This is a genomic window from Nostoc sp. MS1 (genome assembly GCF_019976755.1).
Taxonomy (GTDB): domain Bacteria; phylum Cyanobacteriota; class Cyanobacteriia; order Cyanobacteriales; family Nostocaceae; genus Trichormus.
The window spans coordinates 2,046,718-2,066,644 of the sequence record NZ_AP023441.1 but is presented as its reverse complement, the minus strand read 5'-3'; the positions used below and the strand labels follow the sequence as shown (position 1 = coordinate 2,066,644).

Genomic DNA, 19,927 nt, shown 5'->3' with positions numbered 1-19,927 from the left:
GTAACCTAACTGTGTTTACCACTGCTTTTGCTCAACGGGAACAGACTCAACCGGGTGGACTACCACTAGATTTATTTGCCGCTATTGAAAGTTTGAAAAAAGAACTCAACGCGGTTATTTTGGCGCATTATTATCAAGAACCAGATATTCAAGATATTGCAGACTTTATCGGCGACTCATTACAACTAGCTAGAGCCGCAGAAAAGACTAATGCAGATGTGATTGTCTTTGCTGGTGTTCACTTTATGGCGGAGACGGCGAAGATTCTCAACCCCGATAAATTAGTGCTGTTACCTGATGTAACGGCTGGTTGTTCCCTAGCAGATAGCTGTCCACCAGATGAATTTGCCGCCTTTAAAGCTGCACATCCCAATCATTTAGTAGTGTCTTATATTAACTGTACGGCCGAAATCAAGGCGATGAGCGATATTATCTGCACCAGTTCCAACGCTGTGAAGATTGTGCAGCAAATCCCCAAAGAACAGCCGATTATATTTGCTCCTGACAAAAATTTGGGACGCTACGTCATGGAACAGACGGGACGGGAAATGGTGCTGTGGCAAGGTAGCTGCATGGTGCATGAAACCTTCTCCGAGAAGAAGATTGTACAACTAAAAGTTGCCCATCCCCAAGCAGAGGCGATCGCTCACCCAGAATGTGAAAGTAGCGTCTTGCGTCACGCTAGTTTTATCGGCTCGACAGCAGCTTTACTCAAATATTGCCAAACCAGCCCCAGCCAAGAGTTTATCGTTGCTACCGAGCCAGGCATTATTCACCAAATGCAAAAACTCGCACCGCACAAGCAATTCATCCCTGCGCCACCAATCAATAACTGCGCTTGTAACGAATGTCCATTTATGCGGTTAAATACCCTAGAAAAACTCTACTGGGCAATGAAAAACCGTACTCCTGAAATTATCATGCCAGAACACATCCGCATCGCCGCTCTGCGACCAATTCAACGGATGTTAGAAATGAGTAATTAGTCAATTAAAAATTATATTTATTTACAAACTAAATGGGGAGATAAAATTTCCCCATTTTTTATATCAACTCTGTTTTCCCAATTTTGAGATATAAACATTCTCTGTGCGCTGATCATTGAGATTTAGTAGCCTCTTTTTGCGCCGCCTCACTATATTTCTTATATAGCTGAGTCCGTATTTTAGCTTCCTGATAACGGCTGTGAGCAGGCGGAACAGCCTTCATTAAATCTGAAGCACGTTGCCACATAGCAGCCAATTCCAACCATTGAGTTGAATTTTTAGCCACTTTACCTGCTGCTGAAGCTTGATTGGCAAGCCGCACAGCCGCAGCAAAATCATCAGAATCGTTAGCAGCGCCAGTATTGAAACTATTGCTCAAAACGCCTGATTCTTTCTCGTTAGTGTTGGCTGTAGCTAAAGAGTTTTTATTGTCGAACTGTACTAAATTTTTTAGTTGTTCGCCGAACTGACTATAAAAAATCCAACCTAGTGATAGCAATAAGCATAAAGCAAATGCCGATCGCAACTTCACTGGAGAAACTTTCTTCGGTTTGATTTTGTTATTCAGTGGCGAGTAGTCGGGTAAGTTTGATTGTCCCAGTTCAGCTTGTGCTTCTTGAATATCCTTAAGTAGTCGCTTGAGGACATTTGGTTGAGCAAGGGTAATTTCCTGTGTCCAGAGTAATTGATCATCGCGCTCAAGTTCTGTCAACCAAAGTAACTGCTGTTCTCGCACAATGCGGCTGTTAATCTTGATGCGGCGAATATTACGCGGTGCAATCGATTCCAGAATACGCTGGATTTGCTCCACTAGGCTAGACTGCTCAAGTTGTTCCTCCTGAGACGCTTCACACAATAGTTGTAAGACACCATCAGCAAAAACTGCCCTGATTCTTACACCGGATTTGGTGAGCTTGTCGTTTAACACTTGAATAATCGCCGCGACGCTACCTTGGTGAGCTTGCCAAGCGATATCGTTTATCCGATCAACCATTGGAGATTTAGTAATAGCTTTAAACCCTGATTTTTTTAAAAGGATCATAATATTAGGTTGGTGTTCTACTGAACTTTACCTTGTCTTCGATTTTACGAGTAAATAGATGTGGTTGTCACATGAAATCTTAAAAATCTAGACTCCTTATACTTATAGCTAGGAAGCTCTAGATTTACCGCATTACAATCATACTTAACAAAAAATAAACAACATCAGGGTCAACACTTAACGCCTTCCATTTTTCCTTAAATTATCTCACTGACCGTTATATCTGCCAGTTTCCCTGTTATTATTGCCTTTTTTAATGACTTTGTTAACCTTCGGGATTACTTTACTTGTCTGATGAATATTCCGCAAGGTAGATGACAAACTATATTAGTTATACACAGATGTAAGGTACATGCGTATTATTACTTACGCATAACCGTGATTTCCAAGTCTCTTATGAGCGATCGCTCTCGTAACCCCATTATTCCAGTTAGTACACAAAATTTCGAGTTTGGATGCGATCGCCTCTGCAACCTCATCATTCGCCTCAGAACATTGAATAAAGGCTATATTACAATATCTCTAATATACAAGGACAGTTTCTATGAAAGAGGATTTCATTATTAATGAAAAGCTGATAGAAGAAGCAATAAATGTAACAGGACTTCAGAATAAACAAGACGTAATTGAACTTGGGCTGAAGACATTGATTAAATTAAAGCAACAAGAAAAAATTAAGAATTATAGAGGCAAACTCAAATGGGAAAGCAATCTTGAAGAGATAAGAACGAGATAAAGATTTCTTACCATTTGTTCAACATCTTGGTTTACTCACCGTTTCCACCAACATATAAAGCTTAAGTTCAAAGGTGGAGCGATCGCCTCCATAACTCCATGATTCCACCTCAGAACACAAAACTTTGAGTAAAAACAGAGAGCGATCGCATTCACAACCTTACCATTCCACCTCAAAACAAGAATATTCTCACTTGAAATAGAAATGTTCTCATTCAGAACAAGAACATTCTCACGTAAAACCAGAATGTTCTCATTTAGAACAAGAACATTCTCACTTGAAATAGGAATGTTCTTATTTGAAACAAGAAACTTCGAGTTCAGAACAAGAAACTTCGAGTTCAAAGCTTGATTGATGAGATTGGGAAGGTAAATTTTACTGTTGTGAGTTGAGAGAATCGCGTAAAATTGCTAAATTTTTACGCACAGTCACAGTATTTGGATGATCTACTCCTAACTGTTGCTCTAAAATATCCAAAGCTTGGAGATACAAAGGTTCAGCTTGGTCGTAGCGTCCTTGGGATTTGTAGAGTCCAGCCAAGTTGTTGAGGCTGGTGGCGACTGAGGGATGATTGTCTCCCAGTAGGCGTTTTCTCAGTTCTAAAGCTTGGAGATACAAAGGTTCAGCTTGGTCATAGTGTCCTTGGGATTTGTAGAGTGCAGCCAAGTTGTTGAGGCTGGTGGCGACATCGGGATGATTGTCTCCCAGCAGGCGTTTATAGAGTTCTAAAGCTTGAAGATACAAAGGTTCAGCTTGGTCGTAGCGTCCTTGGGATTTGTAGAGTGCAGCCAAGTTATTGAGGCTTTGGGCGACTGAGGGATGATTGTCTCCCAGCAGGCGTTTATAGAGTTCTAAAGCTTGGAGATACAAAGTTTCAGCTTGGTCGTAGCGTCCTTGGGATTGGTAGAGTCCAGCCAAGTTGTTGAGGCTTCGGGCGACATCGGGATGATTGTCTCCCAGCAGGCGTTTTGTCAGTTCTAAAGCTTGGAGATACAAAGGTTCAGCTTGGTCGTAGCGTCCTTGGGAATAGTAGAGTCCAGCCAAGTTGTTGAAGCTGGTGGCGACTGAGGAATGATTGTCTCCCAGCAGGCGTTTTGTCAGTTCTAAAGCTTGGAGATACAAAGGTTCAGCTTGGTCGTAGCGTCCTTGGGAATAGTAGAGTCCAGCCAAGTTGTTGAGGCTGGTAGCTAAATCTTTCTCTAAACCTAACTGTTGTTGCAGTTCCACAGCCTTACTTAAATACTCAATTCCTAATTCCTGCTCTTGTTTATAATCCTGACACTCACCACGATTGAGTCTTTTTCTATAAATATCCCCTAAGGTAAAGTACAAAGTCGCTAAAGTCGCATCTTTAATTCCTCGCTGTTCAATATCTCGAATAAATCTTTGCAAATCTTCTATGGGTAATAAATAATCATTATCATCATCAAAGCTTGAAAACTCATTACCATTGAAAGCAAAGCGAATCGGCTCTAATTCTCTACCAGAAATAGTGTTTTTTCTTCTAGATACAAACCGAAAGACACCATTGCGCCAACTCCAAAAATCAGGTGCTTTCTTCATCAAATCACCTAATATCTGATTAGTCACCCAGAGAACTATAGCAAAAGGAAATTCCCTTAACGCTTCCCTAGTCCACTGTAAGTAACCGAAAAAAATCTCTTGTTCTGAACGCTCATTCTCCAGCTTGAGAAAATAAAGCTGTTCTGCACCAGTCACAGTAATTACTGCTGGATGATGTTGACGCAAATACTCTTCATTTGATACCAATTGAGAAATAGCAGCCGTCAAACTCGGCTCACCCCTTGCTAATTTTACGCGATAGCAAGGTATTTCTGGCTCTAATTCTGCTTCATACTGAGCAATAATCTCATCACGATAACTAGCATCATCACAAACGGCAATTAGCAAATTTAATCGATGTGCTTTAGCTTCAATGGAAACAATCAAATCATCATAAGCATCTCGATTTTCTTCATCTACTAATAAATCTTCATTCATTATTAATCAACCCCCTGCGTCTCAGAGTTTCAACAAGAATGGGGTGAACATCATACCAAGTTTCATCATTCCGATATTCCAAAACATACAACCCATGCAGTAAATCTAAAAACTCCGGTTGCTTTGGATCATCCGGCATAAAATTCTCATAAGTGCTTTGCAAGATTTCAAAATCAGCTTTTCCTAAACGAATAGAGAAATCATTGCGAATTTTATTAATTGCTTGTTCTAAAATACTGTCATCAATTACAACTTTATCACCTGGCTTGCGTCTAATAAGTCGTAAACAAATCCGGCAACACTCATTAGCTATTCTAATTAACTCTCTCAATACACCGCCACTTTGAACAACAAGTTTCTCTGCTGTTGACTTTTCTAGCAAATCGCTGGCAATTCGTTTTTGTAATATTTCACAAAGCAGGTTTTGTGCTTCAATCCGAGGATGCGAATCAGGTAGACGATTTTTACCCTTCTCAAAAATCTTGAGAACTGGCATTACTACAATTTGGTCATTGGTTTCTGTAGTAATAATTGTGCTGATAAAAGTTTCCCGAAGTACGGCAATAGGAATAGTATAAATAATCTGAAAATTAGGTTGAAAAAGAGCTTTAATATTATCTCGATAAATATCGTTAACTCTGCCCAAGTCTAATTTATCTAAATCATCAATAATAACTAAAATTTCTTTTTGAGTTGCAGATTTAACCAATGCAGCAATTTCATTAATCCGGGCAACTAAATCTGATATCTTGCGTTCAAATTCTTGCTTAATTTCATCTCTAACTGTCGCATCAGCTTTTAATTTAGTTTTTAGCAAACTAAGCAAATCAAATCCCAACTCAGCCTCAGCCTGAAAATTACGTTCTTCAGTACGAGTGCGAGTTGCAAACCACCCATAAATTTGTTCTTTTGTACTTTTAGGAATTGCTACCTTGCGTGCCTCTGCTTCGTACATTAAATTAAGAGCGATCGCAAAGAGAATATTCACATGATTAACAGCCGACATTTCAATAGTGTCAGCAATAGAAAATAAAACTACAAAATACTTTTCCTGAATTTGTCTACTAAACTCAGCCAACAAAGAAGACTTCCCACATCCCCGATGCCCGGTAAATATAATCTTCCCGTCACCATTCGGGCTGTCTTCGACTAATTGAATTAAATCCGCTATTAAATCATCTCCATAATCTACTCGAAACTGCGCCATTTCTTTTTCTTGCATTAATGGAAACAATTCGAGGTTACTATAAGCTTCCTGAAAAGATTTTAATAATTCCTGAGACATTGATTCTTACAAAATAATATTTTTACTACATATATATCATCACCCATCCAGCCCCACCGCTAAACTTCCCTTTTCCCCCATCCTAACCATCCCCAAAAAACATTACCCCTCTCCGCCGCCGGAAAGGGGTGAAAGATGAGACAATTCAGCACTCAGCCTAATAAGCGTCCTGCAACTCGTAGAAATCAGGTGAGATGTAATCCTTACGTAAAGGCCAACCTACCCAATCCTCTGGCATTAAGATACGCTTCAAGTTGGGGTGTCCTTCGTAGATGATGCCGAGCATATCGTAAGATTCGCGTTCTTGCCAGTCTGCGGTTTTCCAAATCCAGTAGACTGAAGGCACTACAGGATTCTCCCGTGGTAAGAACACCTTCACCCGCACTTCTTGTGGTTTATCAGCATTATCACCGACTTTAATTAGGTGATACACGCTCACCAAATCCTGTCCGGGGCCGAGGTCGATACCGCCTTGAAACTGGAGATAGTTAAACCCGTAAGCATACAAAGCTGTAGCGATAGGAAGCAAAAAATCTGCTTCTACTTTAATTATCTCTACACCGTTTTTGTCAGCTTCCAAAGACTCATGGGCAAAACCATTTTCTGACAGCCACTGAGAAACCTGCCCAGATGGCACTATAGCCTTTTCTGCTGCTGGTACTGGTTTTAATTCTTCATCAGCCACGTTTCTGTTCCTCCTTCTGAGTTTGTGATGTCAGCAGTGCTGGGGGAACAGGAAGACCGATAGCTTCTGCCAATTCTTTTGGTGGATTGAACCGAGTATCCGACTGCATATACTTGCCAGTTAATATTTCTGGCACTGGCTTCAAGTTATGAGTCGTGCTGTAGAAACGGTGGGTTTGTTTGATTTGACTCCGTTCCTGCATCGAATCGTTAGCAATCTTCTTCCGCAACTTAATAATTGCGTCGATAATTGCTTCGGGACGGGGAGGACAACCGGGTAAGTAGACATCCACAGGAATTAACTTGTCAACACCACGCACGGCTGTAGGTGAATCAACACTGAACATCCCGCCTGTAATTGTGCAAGCGCCCATAGCGATTACATACTTAGGTTCGGGCATTTGTTCATAAAGACGCACCAATTGAGGAGCCATCTTCATGGTGATAGTGCCGGCTGTGATAATCAAATCGGCTTGACGAGGACTAGAACGGGGAATGAGTCCGAAGCGGTCAAAGTCGAAACGAGAACCGATAAGTGCTGCAAACTCAATAAAGCAGCAAGCTGTACCAAATAACAAAGGCCACAGACTCGAAAGTCTAGCCCAGTTGTAGAGGTCATCAACCGTGGTTAAAATGACGTTTTCCGAAAGGTCTTGAGTGACTGTAGGACGCTCAACTGGGTTGATGATTCGCTCTTTGTCCTGAGTAGTTAAATCTTGATTCAAGACCATTCCAAAGCTCCTTTACGCCAGGCGTAAACTAGGGCGACTACAAGAATTGCAATAAAAATCAGCGCTTCAATGAATGCCAATAGCCCCAGACGGTGGAAAGCAACTGCCCAAGGATATAAGAACACAGTTTCCACGTCAAAGACGACGAAGACTAAGGCAAACATATAGTAACGGATATTGAACTGAATCCAGGCTCCCCCGATGGGTTCCATACCAGATTCATAGGTGGTGCGGCGTTCCAGGCTATTACCCTTTGGTCGTAGGAGCTTGGACGCAGAAAGCGCTAAGGCAGGAACTAGGCTACAGATAATAAAGAAGCCTAGTAGGTACTCGTAACCGCTAAGGACAAACACAATGAATATCTACCGCTTATAGTGTAAATTAGGCTGTTACTTTCTTTTACATTATATCTTCTAAGGTTTTCCCAAATCTGGTCAACAGACGCATTTGAAGTATTTGAATCATTTTTATAAGTGATAGAAAAGTCTAACAGTTATGTCATAATTTTTAACGTATATTTAATATTTCTTTTCTGCGAGACTTTAACCATGAGCGAACAAGCTGTTGAAAATACAGTGTTAGACCGCTTTGAGTGTCGCGCCTGCGGTTATGTTTACGAACCAGAGAAGGGTGACGATAAGCATGACATTGATCCAGGGACACCCTTTGCCGAACTGCCAGTTAATTGGCGCTGTCCAGTTTGCACGGCGAAAAAAACAGCTTTTACCAATATCGGCCCGGCTGGTACAGCTTCCGGTTTCAAAGAAAATCTTGGTTATGGTTTAGGTGTCAATAAACTTACCCCAGCGCAAAAAAATATTCTCATTTTTGGCGCTTTGGCTTTGGCGTTCTTGTTCTTTATTAGTCTTTATGGGTTGCAGTAGGAGGCAGGAGGCAGGCAGAAGGTTTTTTCCCTTTCCCTTTACCCCTTCCCCCTAATCTCCCCCACTCCCCACTCCCTACTCCCCACTCCCCTAATCAGCATAAGGTAAACCTTCTAGAGAAACCTTACACAAATTTAGAAACAATTAAAAATCGATGGTTATTGTGAAAAGTTGGCAAAAAATATTTGCTTTGTTGATGGTCGTGTTCTTGTGTTTTGGCTGTAGTAAGGTTCCCTCTACCAGCTACAATCCTTGGGCAGTTATTTCTGTGCCAACAGAAGCCAAATTACTTGATATTGGGTTCACGGAAAATCCTCAACATGGTTTTTTAGTTGGGAGTAACTCTACTCTCTTAGAAAGCAATGATGGCGGAAATACTTGGAAACCACTGAATTTGGCTTTAGATGATGATAGATACCGTTTTGACTCGGTAAGTTTCTCTGGCAAGGAAGGCTGGATTGCTGGTGAACCTTCTCTACTACTACACACTACAGATGAAGGTCGTTCTTGGTCACGTATTGCCCTAAGTGAAAAGCTTCCTGGTAATCCCATTGCTGTGCAAGCTTTGGGGGCAAACACGGCGGAAATGGCAACTGATGTAGGCGCTATTTATAAAACTACTGATGGCGGCAAAAATTGGAAAGCCCAAGTAGAGGCGGCTGTAGGGGTAGTACGGAACTTGGAACGTTCTAGTGATGGTAAGTATGTTGCTGTTTCCGCTAAGGGTAGCTTTTACTCCACTTGGGAACCAGGACAAAATGCTTGGGTTCCTCATAACCGCAACAGTTCCCGCCGTGTAGAAAATATGGGCTTTTCTCAGGATGGGCAGTTGTGGTTACTCGCTAGGGGTGGCCAGGTACAGTTTAGCGACCCAGAAAAAATAGATGAGTGGTTAGAAGCGACAAATCCCGAACTTTCCACTAGCTGGGGTTTGCTGGATATGGCTTATCGCACACCCAATGAACTATGGGTTAGTGGTGGTAGTGCTAATTTGTTGGTGAGTACCGATGGCGGCAAAACCTGGGAAAAAGACCGGGATGTAGAGGAAGTAGCAGCTAATTTCTATAAAATTGTCTTTCTCAAGCCAGATCAAGGTTTTGTGATTGGCGATCGCGGTGTTTTACTAAAATACCAACCCGAAGTTGCGAAGGCTGCTAAAACCGAGCCAACTGCATAGGTATTTATCCTACTTTTATGAGAAGAAAGTTGCAACTTGTAACTCTTTCTTAACTTTGTAGGATAATAAACTCAATAACAATCATTCTGAAGGTAGGGGATCTCAATGTCAGGGACTACTGGAGAACGTCCGTTTTCCGATATCATCACCAGTGTTCGTTACTGGGTAATTCACAGCATCACCATTCCAGCACTATTTATTGCTGGTTGGTTATTTGTTAGCACCGGGCTAGCCTATGATGTGTTTGGTACTCCTCGTCCTGATGAGTATTACACACAAACAAGGCAAGAACTGCCCATTGTGGACAATCGCTTTGAAGCGAAAAAGAAAGTTGAAGAATTTATTGGAAAGTAGTTGGAAATCATGACTAGCGGCAATAACATCAATCAACCAGTTACCTATCCTATTTTTACAGTCAGATGGCTGGCAGTTCACACTCTAGCTGTACCTACTGTATTCTTCTTGGGCGCGATCGCCTCAATGCAGTTTATTCAACGCTAGTTCCACACTAGGAGTAAATCATGGAAAGAACGCCCAATCCTAATAACCAACCGGTTGAACTTAACCGGACTTCACTTTATCTAGGACTATTACTCGTTTTTGTTCTAGGTATTCTATTCTCCAGTTACTTCTTTAACTAACTGGAACTCTGTTTTGAATTTTTGTTTATTCAACCTGTGTTGATTCGTTGTTAAGGGAGGAAAAGCTGTGTCTGCTGGAAGCGGTGGGAGAATACCTCTGTGGGTCGTCGCTACGATCGCAGGTTTAGGTGTAATTACAGTTGTAGGCATTTTCTTTTATGGAGCCTACGCTGGGATCGGTTCTTCATTATAAATAGTCTGAATTTTCTAGCCCTTGTTTAGAAAACAGCATTAAAAAACCGCCTATCTTTAATCAGGTAGGCGGTATTCTAATGTGTAACTTTCAAATCGCTTGTCTGAAGATTTGATAATAGATAATAAGTAAAAAATTTAGCATTAAATTACCTATTACCCCTTATCTTTGCTTAGACTACACAAGGTCTTCGCTTTCAATGTATAGGAACAAATAAGCGAAGGTTACAGCAGGCAAAATTAGTCCAACGGTGGGAACTAATATAGAGGGTAAGAAGGTGCTGTAAGCGAACAAATGAGGAAAAAGTGTTGAAACCATAGTAAATTTTCCTTTTAAATCACACTACAATTCAAGACGAGCTTACTGCAAAATTAGTCAATTTTTTTAAATTCTCAAGATTTTTAACACTGGCGAGTTGTCAGTTGTCAGGTTGTGTTCACCAATAACTGATAACTGATAACTGTTCACTGTTTACAAACCCAGGATGTCACTGAGGCTGACATTGGGTAAATCGGGGGGAATTACAGGTTTGATGATGGTGACTTTGTGGCTTTCCTGTTGTGTAACGGTGTTGAGTGCGATCGCTTCTATGCGAATCTCTAAGCAGCCGAAGGGAATGTTAAGTTGAGTCATTACTTCTACATTACCTGACGAGTTCGGTAGTAACTCTGTAAGTAAGTGGGGGCCATCTAGTAACCAACGAGTTTGGCAATCTTCCATCCACAATTTGACCGCCACTTGGGGAGATACTTGTGGTAACTCTACTCTTACCCTAGTTAATTTACCCGCAACTAGTTCTCCATCGGGTACATACAGTTGAGGAGTCGGTAAAGGTTCGAGATTTTCTGGTGCTGTTTCGGTTGCTTGGTCTTTGGTTGAGTTACCATTGTTTGCATCTGATTCCGCCTCATCATCGCTATCATCTAAAACAATTTCTTGTTCTATCCGAGTTAATGGTGTGGGGATAGGTTCTGTGGGTGGTAGTTCAGGTTCTAACACCGTTGATTCTGGAGGGACTTCCTCTATTTCCACGAATAGCTGATTTTCTATTCCTGGTGGTGGGACTAATTCTAGTTCCAGTGGTTCTATTTCTACCTCTGGGGGTGGGGGTAAGCTATCCTCCAAGTCTGGAGTCTCAGGAGTTGGGGAAATGGTAGGTGGTGGTTCTGGTGTTACCTGCTCCTGGGGAACCTCATCAGTATCCATGAACATCTCAGGTAAGGTGTACCCTTGACTTTCCATCCACTTGCGGATGAGAGGCGAGTAATGGGGACGTGGTGGAGCGATAGATATTCTTTGAGTTATATTCTCATCTAATTCTGTTAGAGAAGTTGCTACGGGTTCTGTAGTTGATGTATCATCAACCACTTCTTCTGTTTCTATGGCTGCAACTACTTCTGGTGTTGGTTCAATCTCTTCTTCAAGAACAGGTTCTTCTGAAACTTGGGTATCACTAGGCGCTTCTTCTAAATGCGTTTCAGGTTCAGTGTTTACAACATCAACCTGTGGTAATTCTTCCGCAACTGAGTCAAATAATTCTTCTGTAACTTCGCTTGTTATGACTTCGTTAACACTAGATTCGGTTGGCAAACGTTTTAAGTAAGGTAAACTGCTACCGGAACGCGACTTTTTAGATTTTATTACCAACTTATCTAAGTCGATGGGAGCGGGGGTGAGAGGAACGTTTGTCGCCTCTGGTTCCAACAAAGGAATATCTAAGCTTGGTTCTTCGACTAAATCATCTGTTGCAGGTGCTTCTATAGGAGTTTCCGGTAATCTTGGTAATTGTGGTATCCGTAAATCTATCTGTTTTTTGAGCGATTGTGGATCAATTGCCTCTGGTAGAGGTATGTTTACCAATGGATATGTTGGTGCTGCAATTGGTGGCGGGGTTTTAACTAGATTGAACAGTTCTAAGTCAATGCTGGAGGTAGGTTCAGCCGTCGGTGCGGTTGATGTAGTGTCATTTTGTGCTTCTACTAAGCTGGCTTGAACCGCGTTTTTCACTGCTAACAAATCAGCGACATCTGCTGTAATTGTGAAGGAATGACTAGCTAATAGCCTTACTTCACCATGATGAGTTACTGATCCATACAGATTTATATCTGCCAAAATTAGCTTAGATTCACAGTCAACCGGGACATTAATTGTGGAACGAATTGTTAAAGGTAAGGATTTGTCGCCTAAAGATTGACGTATTTGAGTTAATACCTCTGAACTTAGAGGCGATCGCAATTCTATTCGCAGTTCCAAACCGTAGAGATTTTCGATATTGAAGGTTTCACCATCTTTCTGTAACTCTACACTCCCATGAATATTGAGTAAATGTCCCCAGCGAGTAATATATGTTTCTCGATCCAGCGTCAGCAATAGGGGAAGCTGTTGTTCCTCTTGTGGTGAATCTTCAACTTTGATGTCTTCTAACAAAGATTCAGGAGAAGGCAAAGCTAAATCAATCATATTTTGTAAGATTTGCTCCGCCGTTTCCCCTTTCACCCATACAGGATTTACAGGCTCATCAATTGACGCACCATCTTGGTCTATAAAGTAACTCTCTTGAGTTATTACCAGTTCTACCTCATAACCTGATGGCGGATTTTCCTCAGATATAGAATCTGAGTTTGTTTGCTCGGATATAGAATCTGAATTTATTGGTAAATTATCTTCTACTTCTAATACTGGCTCAATCTCTTCTGCTGAGGGAGATTTCACTTGCAGTTGAACACCGTATTGCCAGGATTTACCCAGGATATCTGATATCAAATCGCCAGAGCAGCGTAATTCCCAAACACCGGGTTTGAGGTGCGTAAAAGGAATTACCGCCATTAAACCTTCAGAGTTCGTGCGCCGCAATCGCTTTTGAATCCGTCGTTTTGGCGGGACTTCCTGAGTGGAAAAGTAAGTTACACGTACTTCCACATCTTGGTTACGAAGGTTAGAACGGGCCAAAACTCGATATCGACCTTCTACGATTTCTGTGTTTGGCGATTCCAAGGCGTGCCAAGAGCGATCGCCTTGCTTCTGAATCAGAAATTGCCAGTGTTCCATTGTCAATGATGCCCCAGGCTGTAAAGCAGCTGAGTAAGATTTTGCATTATTTTTCTAGCAAGTTTACCTCAGCAATATGTAATTGCATCACTGTAATATAATGTTTTGATTCAGACAATATAAAGAAGTCAATCTGAATAATAATTTTACTAAATCAAGAAGCTGAGGAGTCAATCAGTAAACAATTATCAGGTTGTATTAACTGTTTACTGACATCCTAGACCCTCTATCCCCTGCTAAAGAACTTTTCGACACAACGCACGAATATTTCTACACCCATAGGTAAAGCGGTTTCATCAAAATCGAATCGGGGGTGATGGTGGGGATAGGCTAAATCTTTTTCTGGGTTAGCGGAACCAAGGAAGAAATAACAACCAGGAACCTCTTGCAAGAAGAAAGACATATCCTCTCCACCCATTGTTTGACATTCAGGGACAATACCAATGGGAGTTTCAATCACTGCTTCCGCTTGCGATCGCACCAACTCAGCCATAGTCGCATCGTTAATCACTGGCGGATACAGTTCTGTATATTTAAAGTCATACTTAGCACCATGACTTTGGCAGATACCCGCAATAATCTGTTCTACCCGTTGTTTAAAAAAGCCTTGGAATGCAGGGTTAAAATACCTGATAGTCCCTTTCATGGTAGCAGTATCAGCAATTACATTATGGGTAGTGCCAGCGTGGAGTGCGCCTACTGTTACCACAGCTGAATCGATGGGGTTGACATTCCGTGCGACGATAGTTTGTAAGGCGGTGACAATTTGAGCAGCCACTACCACAGAATCTACAGTTTGATGGGGTATGGCTCCATGTCCACCTTTGCCAAAAATTGTACAGTCAAATAATTCCACAGCCGCCATCAACGCACCACTGCGGACACCGACAGTTCCCAAAGGCAAATTATTCCACAGGTGTAAACCAATGATGGCATCAACATCAGGATTTTTCAGTACCCCAGCCTCAATCATCGGTTTTGCACCCCCAGGCCCTTCCTCCGCAGGCTGGAAGATGATTTTTACAGTTCCGGCGAAGTCTTGCCGATGCTGTTGTAAATAATAAGCCGTGCCGAGAGCGATCGCCGTATGTCCGTCATGTCCGCAGGCGTGCATCACCCCATCATGTTGTGAACAATAAGGTACTTCGTTGAGTTCTTGAATTGGCAAAGCATCCATATCAGCGCGAATTGCCAAAGTGCGAGAACTGGGTGATTTTTCGCCTTTGATAATAGCCACTATTCCAGTTTGAGCGATACCTATTTGATGCTCAATTCCCCATTCTTGTAAGTTTTGTGAGACAAACTCAGCCGTGAGTTTTTCTTGAAAACCCAACTCTGGTTTTTGATGCAGTCGCCGCCGCCACTCTACCAACTGGGGTTGCAATGAACGGATGGCTAATCGCACACGAGATAAGTCAACAGAAGCGGGATTAGGAAAGGTGGAAACCATTACGACTAACTTAGGTAGATAACGTAGGTCATTTTCTCAGTTTATCGTTATTGCAAAAACTCTGCGACCCTCTAACTTAAAAGTGCTGAGTAAAAATGCTTACCTCTCTTTCATGATTGGCTGTGAAACTTGTTTTATAGGGACTGTCTTGAACAGTTTCCTAGATCGGGCTAACCCTACCCCAGAACTTTTCTCTGCGCTAACCTCCGCATTCCTCTGCCTTTAAAAAAACTCTCATTCAACCCAACATGAGAAACAAAAGGCAAACACCCCATATATAAAACTTTTGGATTCTAGATTAGAAGTAATCCAAAATCCAAAATTCGCTAATACTTATTTAAGCCAAAATTAGCCCATCAAAATCACAGTATCAATAACGTGAATTACGCCGTTATCAGCTTCGATATCAGCAGCTAAAACCGTGGCATTCTTCACTTCAAAACCGTCAGAACAATCGATTCTAATAGGTGAACCTTCAACGGATGTAACTGTACCAAGCTTGGCTAAGTCAGCTTGCTTGAGCTTACCGGGAACGACATGAAATTTTAAAATTCTTGTTAATTGAGGAATATTCTGCACCAAAGTTTGTATAGTTCCTGGTGGTAATTTAGCAAAAGCAGCGTCATTGGGTGCAAAGACGGTAAAGGGGCCTGGACTCTTTAATGTTTCTACTAAACCAGCAGCTTTTACAGCTGTTACTAGGGTTGAGAAACCATCATTACTAACTGCGATATCAACAATATCAGCCATGTGTTCTACCTCAATCTCTGCCAAGGATTTTAAATTATAAAACTGTTTTAATTTTTATCACAAAAAGTGGATGAAAATATGACTGTAGGATAATTTCCAAAGCAGCTTGTTTGTAGACACTGCTTTATGATAATTATCGAAAAATATTGGCAGATAATTTATGTATGAAGGCAAGTACGCCGTCTTAGGAACTGGTGCATTAGGCGGATATTATGGTGCTAAATTGCAAAAAGCTGGTTTAGATGTCCACTTTTTACTCAAAAGTGACTATGAACAAGTTAGTCAACATGGTTTAATTGTCGAGTCTAAAGACGGTGATTTTACTTTACCCCAAGTTAACGCTTATAACGATGTGGCAAAAATCCCGCAATGTGATGTGGTAGTAGTAGCACTGAAAACAACGCAAAATCACTTGCTAGCCAAGTTATTACCGCCTGTCGTCAAAGATAATGGTGTAGTTTTAGTCTTACAGAATGGGTTAGGGATCGAAGAAGAAATCACCAAAATTGTTGGCAAAGTTCATGTAATCGGTGGTTTGTGCTTTTTGTGTTCCAATAAGGTAGGCGCAGGACACATTCGGCACTTAGATTATGGTCATATAACTTTGGGTGAATATATTGAGGGGTATGCAGCTACAGGTATTACAGATAGGATGCAGCAAATTGGCAATGATTTTCAAGCGGCTGGAATTGAAATTGAATTAAGTACAGACTTATTATTAGGGCGCTGGAAGAAACTCATGTGGAACATCCCCTACAATGGGTTATCTGTGGTTCTCAATGCTAGAACTGACGAGTTAATGGCAGATACATACACTCGGATATTAGTGGAACAGATAATGCGCGAAGTCCAAGCTGGGGCGAATAGTATGGGGCGGACAATTCCCGATAGCTTTATGCAAACCATGCTTGATTACACCGTCAAAATGAAGCCTTATCGGACTAGCATGAAAATCGACTATGATGAGTGCCGTCCTTTAGAAGTAGAAGCAATTGTTGGCAACCCATTACGCAAAGCCCAAGCCTTGGGTGTAAACTTACCACAAATTAGCTGTTTGTATCATCAACTCAAGTTTTTGGATAGGAGATTAGTCATTAGTCAACAGTCAACAGTCAACAGTTACTCTCCCACATCTTCCTCATCTCCCCCTACTCCCTAATCCCTACTCCCCATCCCTGTGGCAAAATTTATTAGAGTCCTTCCTTAGTGAAATTTCCCAGAATGACCGCAACTATTCCCAACCTTCCCAGTCTTTATGATCCTTTTACCACTGAGGCGAAGTGGCAAAAATTCTGGGAGGAAAACCAAGTCTACAAAGCTGACCCTAGTAAGGGTGGTGAACCTTATTGTGTCGTGATTCCGCCGCCAAATGTGACTGGTAGTCTGCACATGGGTCACGCTTTTGAAAGTGCGTTGATTGATGTGTTGGTACGTTATCACCGAATGCAAGGGCGTAATACCTTGTGGCTACCGGGAACTGACCACGCCAGTATTGCAGTACATACGATTCTCGAAAGACAACTCAAAAGCGAGGGTAAAACTCGTCAAGAGTTGGGACGGGAGGAGTTTCTCAAACGTTCTTGGAATTGGAAGGCGGAGTCAGGAGGAACAATTGTTAATCAGTTGCGACGCTTGGGTGTTTCGGTTGATTGGTCGCGGGAGAGGTTTACTCTGGATGATGGTTTATCAAGGGCTGTAGTTGAAGCTTTTGCCAGTCTCTACGATGAAGGGTTGATTTATCGTGGGGAATATTTGGTCAACTGGTGTCCGGCTACTCAATCGGCGGTGTCTGATGTAGAGGTGGAATCAAAAGAGGTTGAGGGTAATCTTTGGCATTTCCGCTATCCCCTGAGTGATGGTTCTGGTTATGTGGAAGTAGCGACGACTCGACCAGAGACGATGCTGGGTGATACGGCTGTAGCGGTTAATCCCGATGATGATAGATATAAGCATCTGATTGGCAAAACCTTGACTCTGCCAATTATGCAACGGGAAATTCCTATCATTGGTGATGAGTTAGTTGACCCCACTTTCGGCACAGGTTGCGTTAAGGTGACTCCCGCCCATGACCTCAACGATTTTGAAATGGGTAAGCGTCACAATCTGCCCTTTATTAACATCCTCAATAAAGATGGTACTGTTAACGCTAATGGCGGGGAGTTTGCCGGACAAGACCGCTTTGTGGCGAGAAAGAATGTAGTATCGCGCCTCGAAGCAGACGGTGTGCTGGTGAAGGTGGAAGATTATAAGCATACCGTGCCTTATAGCGATCGCGGTAAAGTACCCATCGAACCACTACTTTCTACTCAGTGGTTTGTGAAAATTCGCCCCTTAGCAGATAAGGCGTTAGATTTTCTCGACCAAAAAAATAGTCCAGAGTTTGTTCCAGCACGTTGGACAAAGGTTTATCGTGATTGGTTAGTTAGCTTGCGAGATTGGTGTATTTCTCGGCAATTATGGTGGGGTCATCAAATCCCCGCATGGTATGCGGTGAGTGAAACTAATGGACAAATTACCGATACCACACCTTTTGTAGTAGCCAAATCTACCGATGAAGCCTGGGATAAGGCTAAAGCCCAATTTGGCGAGAATGTGCAGTTAGAACAAGACCCTGATGTCTTAGATACTTGGTTTTCTTCAGGGCTGTGGCCTTTCTCTACTTTAGGCTGGCCAGAACAAACACCCGATTTAGCTAAATACTATCCTACTACTACCTTAGTTACAGGCTTTGACATCATCTTTTTCTGGGTAGCGAGGATGACGATGATGGCTGGGCATTTTACAGAAACTATGCCCTTCCAGACAGTTTACATCCACGGTTTGGTGCGGGATGAAAATAATAAAAAGATGTCGAAGACGGCTAACAATGGGATTGACCCACTGTTACTGATTGATAAATATGGTACTGATGCCCTCCGCTACACCTTGGTTAAAGAAGTGGCTGGTGCTGGTCAAGATATCCGCTTGGAGTATGACCGGAAAAAAGATGAATCACCATCGGTAGAAGCATCCCGTAATTTTGCAAATAAGTTGTGGAATGCGGCGCGGTTTGTGATGATGAATTTGGATGGACAAACCCCTGCACAATTAGGTGAACCAAAGGCGACTGAATTAAGCGATCGCTGGATTATTTCCCGCTATCATCAAGTTATCAAACAAACTACCAACTACATCGATAATTACGGTTTAGGGGAAGCAGCCAAGGGTATTTACGAATTTATTTGGGGTGATTTCTGCGACTGGTATATTGAACTGGTAAAATCCAGATTGCAACAAGACTCAGACCCAGCATCACGCCGTATAGCCCAACAAACCCTTGCCTATGTATTGGAAGGGATTTTAAAGCTACTCCATCCCTTTATGCCGCACATTACCGAGGAGATTTGGCAGACTCTCACCCAGCAACCCGCCAACTCTAGTCAAACTTTAGCCTTACAGCCTTACCCCCAAGCAGACGCAAACTTGATCAACCCAACGTTGGAAACACAGTTTGCACTGCTAATTGGCACTATTCGCACCATTCGTAACTTACGTGCTGAGGCGGAAGTAAAGCCAGGGGCAAGAATTATTGCCAATTTACAAACAGATAGTGAATCAGAACGGCAAATTCTCACGGCTGGACAATTTTATATTAAAGATTTAGCTAAGGTAGAGGCTTTGACTATTGCTGGTGGACAACAGCCGTCAACCGTTACCGAGAAGAAACCACTCAAGGGTTTAAAAACAATTGGCTTAATTATCCTTGGGCTTGTATTGGTTCGAGTGGCTTTTGCTATAGCCAATACCGTTGAGAATGTGCCTATTTTTGGGGCTTTCTTTGAGACTGTGGGTTTGGTTTATACAGCTTGGTTTGTCAGCCGTACCTTACTATCTGCCCAGGCTAGACAACGATTCCTTGCTAAATTATTTGCCCCACCAACGGATAAACCTCTTTCTGAGACTACAATGCAACCACTCCAAGAAGCAGAGAAATCGGAGAAATCCATAGCTGGTGTAGTTGGGACTGTACAGGTAGTTATTCCCTTAGCTGGGGTAGTAGATATCGAAACCTTACAAGCCAAACTCAATAAGAGTATCAGCAAACTAGAAACTGAGGCGCAATCTCTTAAAGGCAGGTTAAGTAATCCCAAGTTTGTAGATAAAGCGCCTGATGACGTAGTAAAAGCTACAAGAGAAGCTTTAGCCGAGGCAGAAAAACAATTGGAGATTTTACACACCCGTCTTCAAGAGTTGCAGTAGACAATACCTACTTGGTTTAGCATAGGTGCAGAAGGTAATGAGAAATATAAAATCTCATTACCTTTTCAAACAGAAAGTTC

General features: G+C 42.1%; 21 protein-coding genes. 11 read left to right on the top strand and 10 right to left on the bottom strand.

Annotated elements, in window-relative coordinates; all coding sequences use genetic code 11:
* The first annotated feature begins 11 nt into the window (after positions 1–11).
* Complete coding sequence (gene nadA, locus NSMS1_RS08970) at positions 12–986, top strand: quinolinate synthase NadA (RefSeq protein WP_224092628.1); 975 nt, start codon at positions 12–14, stop codon at positions 984–986.
* Positions 987–1,098: 112 nt separating this feature from the next.
* On the opposite strand, the gene NSMS1_RS08965 is transcribed toward nadA, so the two are convergent.
* Positions 1,099–1,980: a hypothetical protein gene (locus NSMS1_RS08965; protein WP_224092627.1), complete on the bottom strand. Its 882-nt coding sequence runs from the start codon at positions 1,978–1,980 to the stop codon at positions 1,099–1,101.
* Between the two features lie 426 nt (positions 1,981–2,406).
* On the opposite strand from NSMS1_RS08965, the gene NSMS1_RS08960 reads away from it, so the two are divergent.
* Together NSMS1_RS08960 and NSMS1_RS08955 are read left to right on the top strand one after the other, a co-directional pair.
* The gene (locus NSMS1_RS08960; RefSeq protein WP_224092626.1) at positions 2,407–2,595 is read left to right on the top strand and encodes a hypothetical protein; all 189 of its coding nucleotides are present in this window, start codon (positions 2,407–2,409) and stop codon (positions 2,593–2,595) included.
* Complete coding sequence (locus tag NSMS1_RS08955; RefSeq protein ID WP_224092625.1) at positions 2,573–2,764, top strand: type II toxin-antitoxin system VapB family antitoxin; 192 nt, start codon at positions 2,573–2,575, stop codon at positions 2,762–2,764. Before NSMS1_RS08960 ends, NSMS1_RS08955 begins: the two co-directional genes overlap by 23 nt.
* 375 nt (positions 2,765–3,139) lie before the next feature.
* Here the strand turns inward: NSMS1_RS08955 and NSMS1_RS08950 are convergent, their stop codons facing one another.
* The 5 genes from NSMS1_RS08950 to ndhC form a co-directional block, all read right to left on the bottom strand.
* On the bottom strand, positions 3,140–4,765 hold the full coding sequence (locus NSMS1_RS08950; protein WP_224092624.1) for a tetratricopeptide repeat protein: 1,626 nt from the start codon (positions 4,763–4,765) through the stop codon (positions 3,140–3,142).
* Positions 4,758–6,050 carry an ATP-binding protein gene (locus NSMS1_RS08945; RefSeq protein ID WP_224092621.1) on the bottom strand — a complete coding sequence of 431 codons (1,293 nt, stop codon included), beginning with the start codon at positions 6,048–6,050 and terminating at the stop codon, positions 4,758–4,760. Before NSMS1_RS08945 ends, NSMS1_RS08950 begins: the two co-directional genes overlap by 8 nt.
* 157 nt (positions 6,051–6,207) lie before the next feature.
* A complete protein-coding gene (locus tag NSMS1_RS08940; RefSeq protein WP_224092619.1) occupies positions 6,208–6,735 on the bottom strand; it encodes an NAD(P)H-quinone oxidoreductase subunit J in 528 nt (175 codons plus the stop codon).
* On the bottom strand, positions 6,728–7,465 hold the full coding sequence (locus NSMS1_RS08935) for an NADH dehydrogenase subunit K (RefSeq protein WP_067764639.1): 738 nt from the start codon (positions 7,463–7,465) through the stop codon (positions 6,728–6,730). The genes NSMS1_RS08940 and NSMS1_RS08935 overlap by 8 nt, the downstream gene beginning before the upstream one ends.
* Positions 7,456–7,818 (bottom strand): photosynthetic/respiratory NAD(P)H-quinone oxidoreductase subunit C, encoded by a 363-nt coding sequence (gene ndhC / locus NSMS1_RS08930; RefSeq protein WP_067764642.1) that lies wholly within the window; start codon positions 7,816–7,818, stop codon positions 7,456–7,458. Before ndhC ends, NSMS1_RS08935 begins: the two co-directional genes overlap by 10 nt.
* A 195-nt stretch (positions 7,819–8,013) precedes the next feature.
* Between ndhC and NSMS1_RS08925 the strand changes: the two genes are divergently transcribed.
* From NSMS1_RS08925 to NSMS1_RS08900, 6 genes are all read left to right on the top strand, one after another.
* Complete coding sequence (locus tag NSMS1_RS08925; protein WP_224092617.1) at positions 8,014–8,349, top strand: rubredoxin; 336 nt, start codon at positions 8,014–8,016, stop codon at positions 8,347–8,349.
* Positions 8,350–8,503: 154 nt separating this feature from the next.
* Positions 8,504–9,526 carry a photosynthesis system II assembly factor Ycf48 gene (locus NSMS1_RS08920; protein WP_224092616.1) on the top strand — a complete coding sequence of 341 codons (1,023 nt, stop codon included), beginning with the start codon at positions 8,504–8,506 and terminating at the stop codon, positions 9,524–9,526.
* Positions 9,527–9,631: 105 nt separating this feature from the next.
* A complete protein-coding gene (gene psbE / locus NSMS1_RS08915) occupies positions 9,632–9,880 on the top strand; it encodes a cytochrome b559 subunit alpha (RefSeq protein WP_224092614.1) in 249 nt (82 codons plus the stop codon).
* A 9-nt stretch (positions 9,881–9,889) separates the two neighbouring features.
* Entirely contained in the window at positions 9,890–10,027 is a 138-nt protein-coding gene (psbF, locus tag NSMS1_RS08910) for a cytochrome b559 subunit beta (protein WP_011318656.1), read from the top strand.
* Positions 10,028–10,047: 20 nt separating this feature from the next.
* Positions 10,048–10,167, top strand: coding sequence for a photosystem II reaction center protein L (locus tag NSMS1_RS08905; RefSeq protein ID WP_010997988.1), 120 nt, complete (start codon positions 10,048–10,050; stop codon positions 10,165–10,167).
* A 67-nt stretch (positions 10,168–10,234) separates the two neighbouring features.
* Positions 10,235–10,360, top strand: coding sequence for a photosystem II reaction center protein J (locus NSMS1_RS08900; protein ID WP_224092611.1), 126 nt, complete (start codon positions 10,235–10,237; stop codon positions 10,358–10,360).
* Between the two features lie 177 nt (positions 10,361–10,537).
* Here NSMS1_RS08900 and psaI read toward each other — a convergent pair whose 3' ends face one another.
* The 4 genes from psaI to NSMS1_RS08880 all read right to left on the bottom strand — a co-directional run bounded on the left by psaI (position 10,538) and on the right by NSMS1_RS08880 (position 15,608).
* Positions 10,538–10,678, bottom strand: a complete 141-nt coding sequence (gene psaI, locus NSMS1_RS08895) for a photosystem I reaction center subunit VIII (RefSeq protein WP_224092607.1) — start codon at positions 10,676–10,678, stop codon at positions 10,538–10,540.
* A gap of 153 nt (positions 10,679–10,831) precedes the next feature.
* Entirely contained in the window at positions 10,832–13,408 is a 2,577-nt protein-coding gene (locus tag NSMS1_RS08890) for a hypothetical protein (RefSeq protein ID WP_224092605.1), read from the bottom strand.
* A 226-nt stretch (positions 13,409–13,634) separates the two neighbouring features.
* Positions 13,635–14,858: a M20 family metallopeptidase gene (locus tag NSMS1_RS08885; protein WP_224092604.1), complete on the bottom strand. Its 1,224-nt coding sequence runs from the start codon at positions 14,856–14,858 to the stop codon at positions 13,635–13,637.
* A gap of 348 nt (positions 14,859–15,206) precedes the next feature.
* On the bottom strand, positions 15,207–15,608 hold the full coding sequence (locus tag NSMS1_RS08880; protein WP_224095176.1) for a fasciclin domain-containing protein: 402 nt from the start codon (positions 15,606–15,608) through the stop codon (positions 15,207–15,209).
* 160 nt (positions 15,609–15,768) lie between these two features.
* Here NSMS1_RS08880 and NSMS1_RS08875 point away from each other — a divergent pair, with 160 nt between their 5' ends.
* Together NSMS1_RS08875 and NSMS1_RS08870 are read left to right on the top strand one after the other, a co-directional pair.
* The gene (locus tag NSMS1_RS08875; protein ID WP_224092603.1) at positions 15,769–16,767 is read left to right on the top strand and encodes a putative 2-dehydropantoate 2-reductase; all 999 of its coding nucleotides are present in this window, start codon (positions 15,769–15,771) and stop codon (positions 16,765–16,767) included.
* 62 nt (positions 16,768–16,829) lie between these two features.
* Positions 16,830–19,847 (top strand): valine--tRNA ligase, encoded by a 3,018-nt coding sequence (locus NSMS1_RS08870; RefSeq protein ID WP_224092602.1) that lies wholly within the window; start codon positions 16,830–16,832, stop codon positions 19,845–19,847.
* Positions 19,848–19,927: the final 80 nt, after the last annotated feature.

Coding starts and splice junctions, on each gene's coding strand:
- NSMS1_RS08890 (WP_224092605.1), bottom strand. CDS start 13,408: ATGGAACACTGGCAATTTCTGATTCAGAAGCAAGGCGATCGCTCTTGG.
- NSMS1_RS08870 (WP_224092602.1), top strand. CDS start 16,830: ATGACCGCAACTATTCCCAACCTTCCCAGTCTTTATGATCCTTTTACC.
- NSMS1_RS08955 (WP_224092625.1), top strand. CDS start 2,573: ATGAAAGAGGATTTCATTATTAATGAAAAGCTGATAGAAGAAGCAATA.
- NSMS1_RS08935 (WP_067764639.1), bottom strand. CDS start 7,465: ATGGTCTTGAATCAAGATTTAACTACTCAGGACAAAGAGCGAATCATC.
- NSMS1_RS08925 (WP_224092617.1), top strand. CDS start 8,014: ATGAGCGAACAAGCTGTTGAAAATACAGTGTTAGACCGCTTTGAGTGT.
- NSMS1_RS08945 (WP_224092621.1), bottom strand. CDS start 6,050: ATGTCTCAGGAATTATTAAAATCTTTTCAGGAAGCTTATAGTAACCTC.
- NSMS1_RS08950 (WP_224092624.1), bottom strand. CDS start 4,765: ATGAATGAAGATTTATTAGTAGATGAAGAAAATCGAGATGCTTATGAT.
- NSMS1_RS08880 (WP_224095176.1), bottom strand. CDS start 15,608: ATGGCTGATATTGTTGATATCGCAGTTAGTAATGATGGTTTCTCAACC.
- psbF (WP_011318656.1), top strand. CDS start 9,890: ATGACTAGCGGCAATAACATCAATCAACCAGTTACCTATCCTATTTTT.
- NSMS1_RS08905 (WP_010997988.1), top strand. CDS start 10,048: ATGGAAAGAACGCCCAATCCTAATAACCAACCGGTTGAACTTAACCGG.
- psaI (WP_224092607.1), bottom strand. CDS start 10,678: ATGGTTTCAACACTTTTTCCTCATTTGTTCGCTTACAGCACCTTCTTA.
- NSMS1_RS08885 (WP_224092604.1), bottom strand. CDS start 14,858: ATGGTTTCCACCTTTCCTAATCCCGCTTCTGTTGACTTATCTCGTGTG.
- NSMS1_RS08875 (WP_224092603.1), top strand. CDS start 15,769: ATGTATGAAGGCAAGTACGCCGTCTTAGGAACTGGTGCATTAGGCGGA.
- NSMS1_RS08965 (WP_224092627.1), bottom strand. CDS start 1,980: ATGGTTGATCGGATAAACGATATCGCTTGGCAAGCTCACCAAGGTAGC.
- psbE (WP_224092614.1), top strand. CDS start 9,632: ATGTCAGGGACTACTGGAGAACGTCCGTTTTCCGATATCATCACCAGT.
- NSMS1_RS08920 (WP_224092616.1), top strand. CDS start 8,504: ATGGTTATTGTGAAAAGTTGGCAAAAAATATTTGCTTTGTTGATGGTC.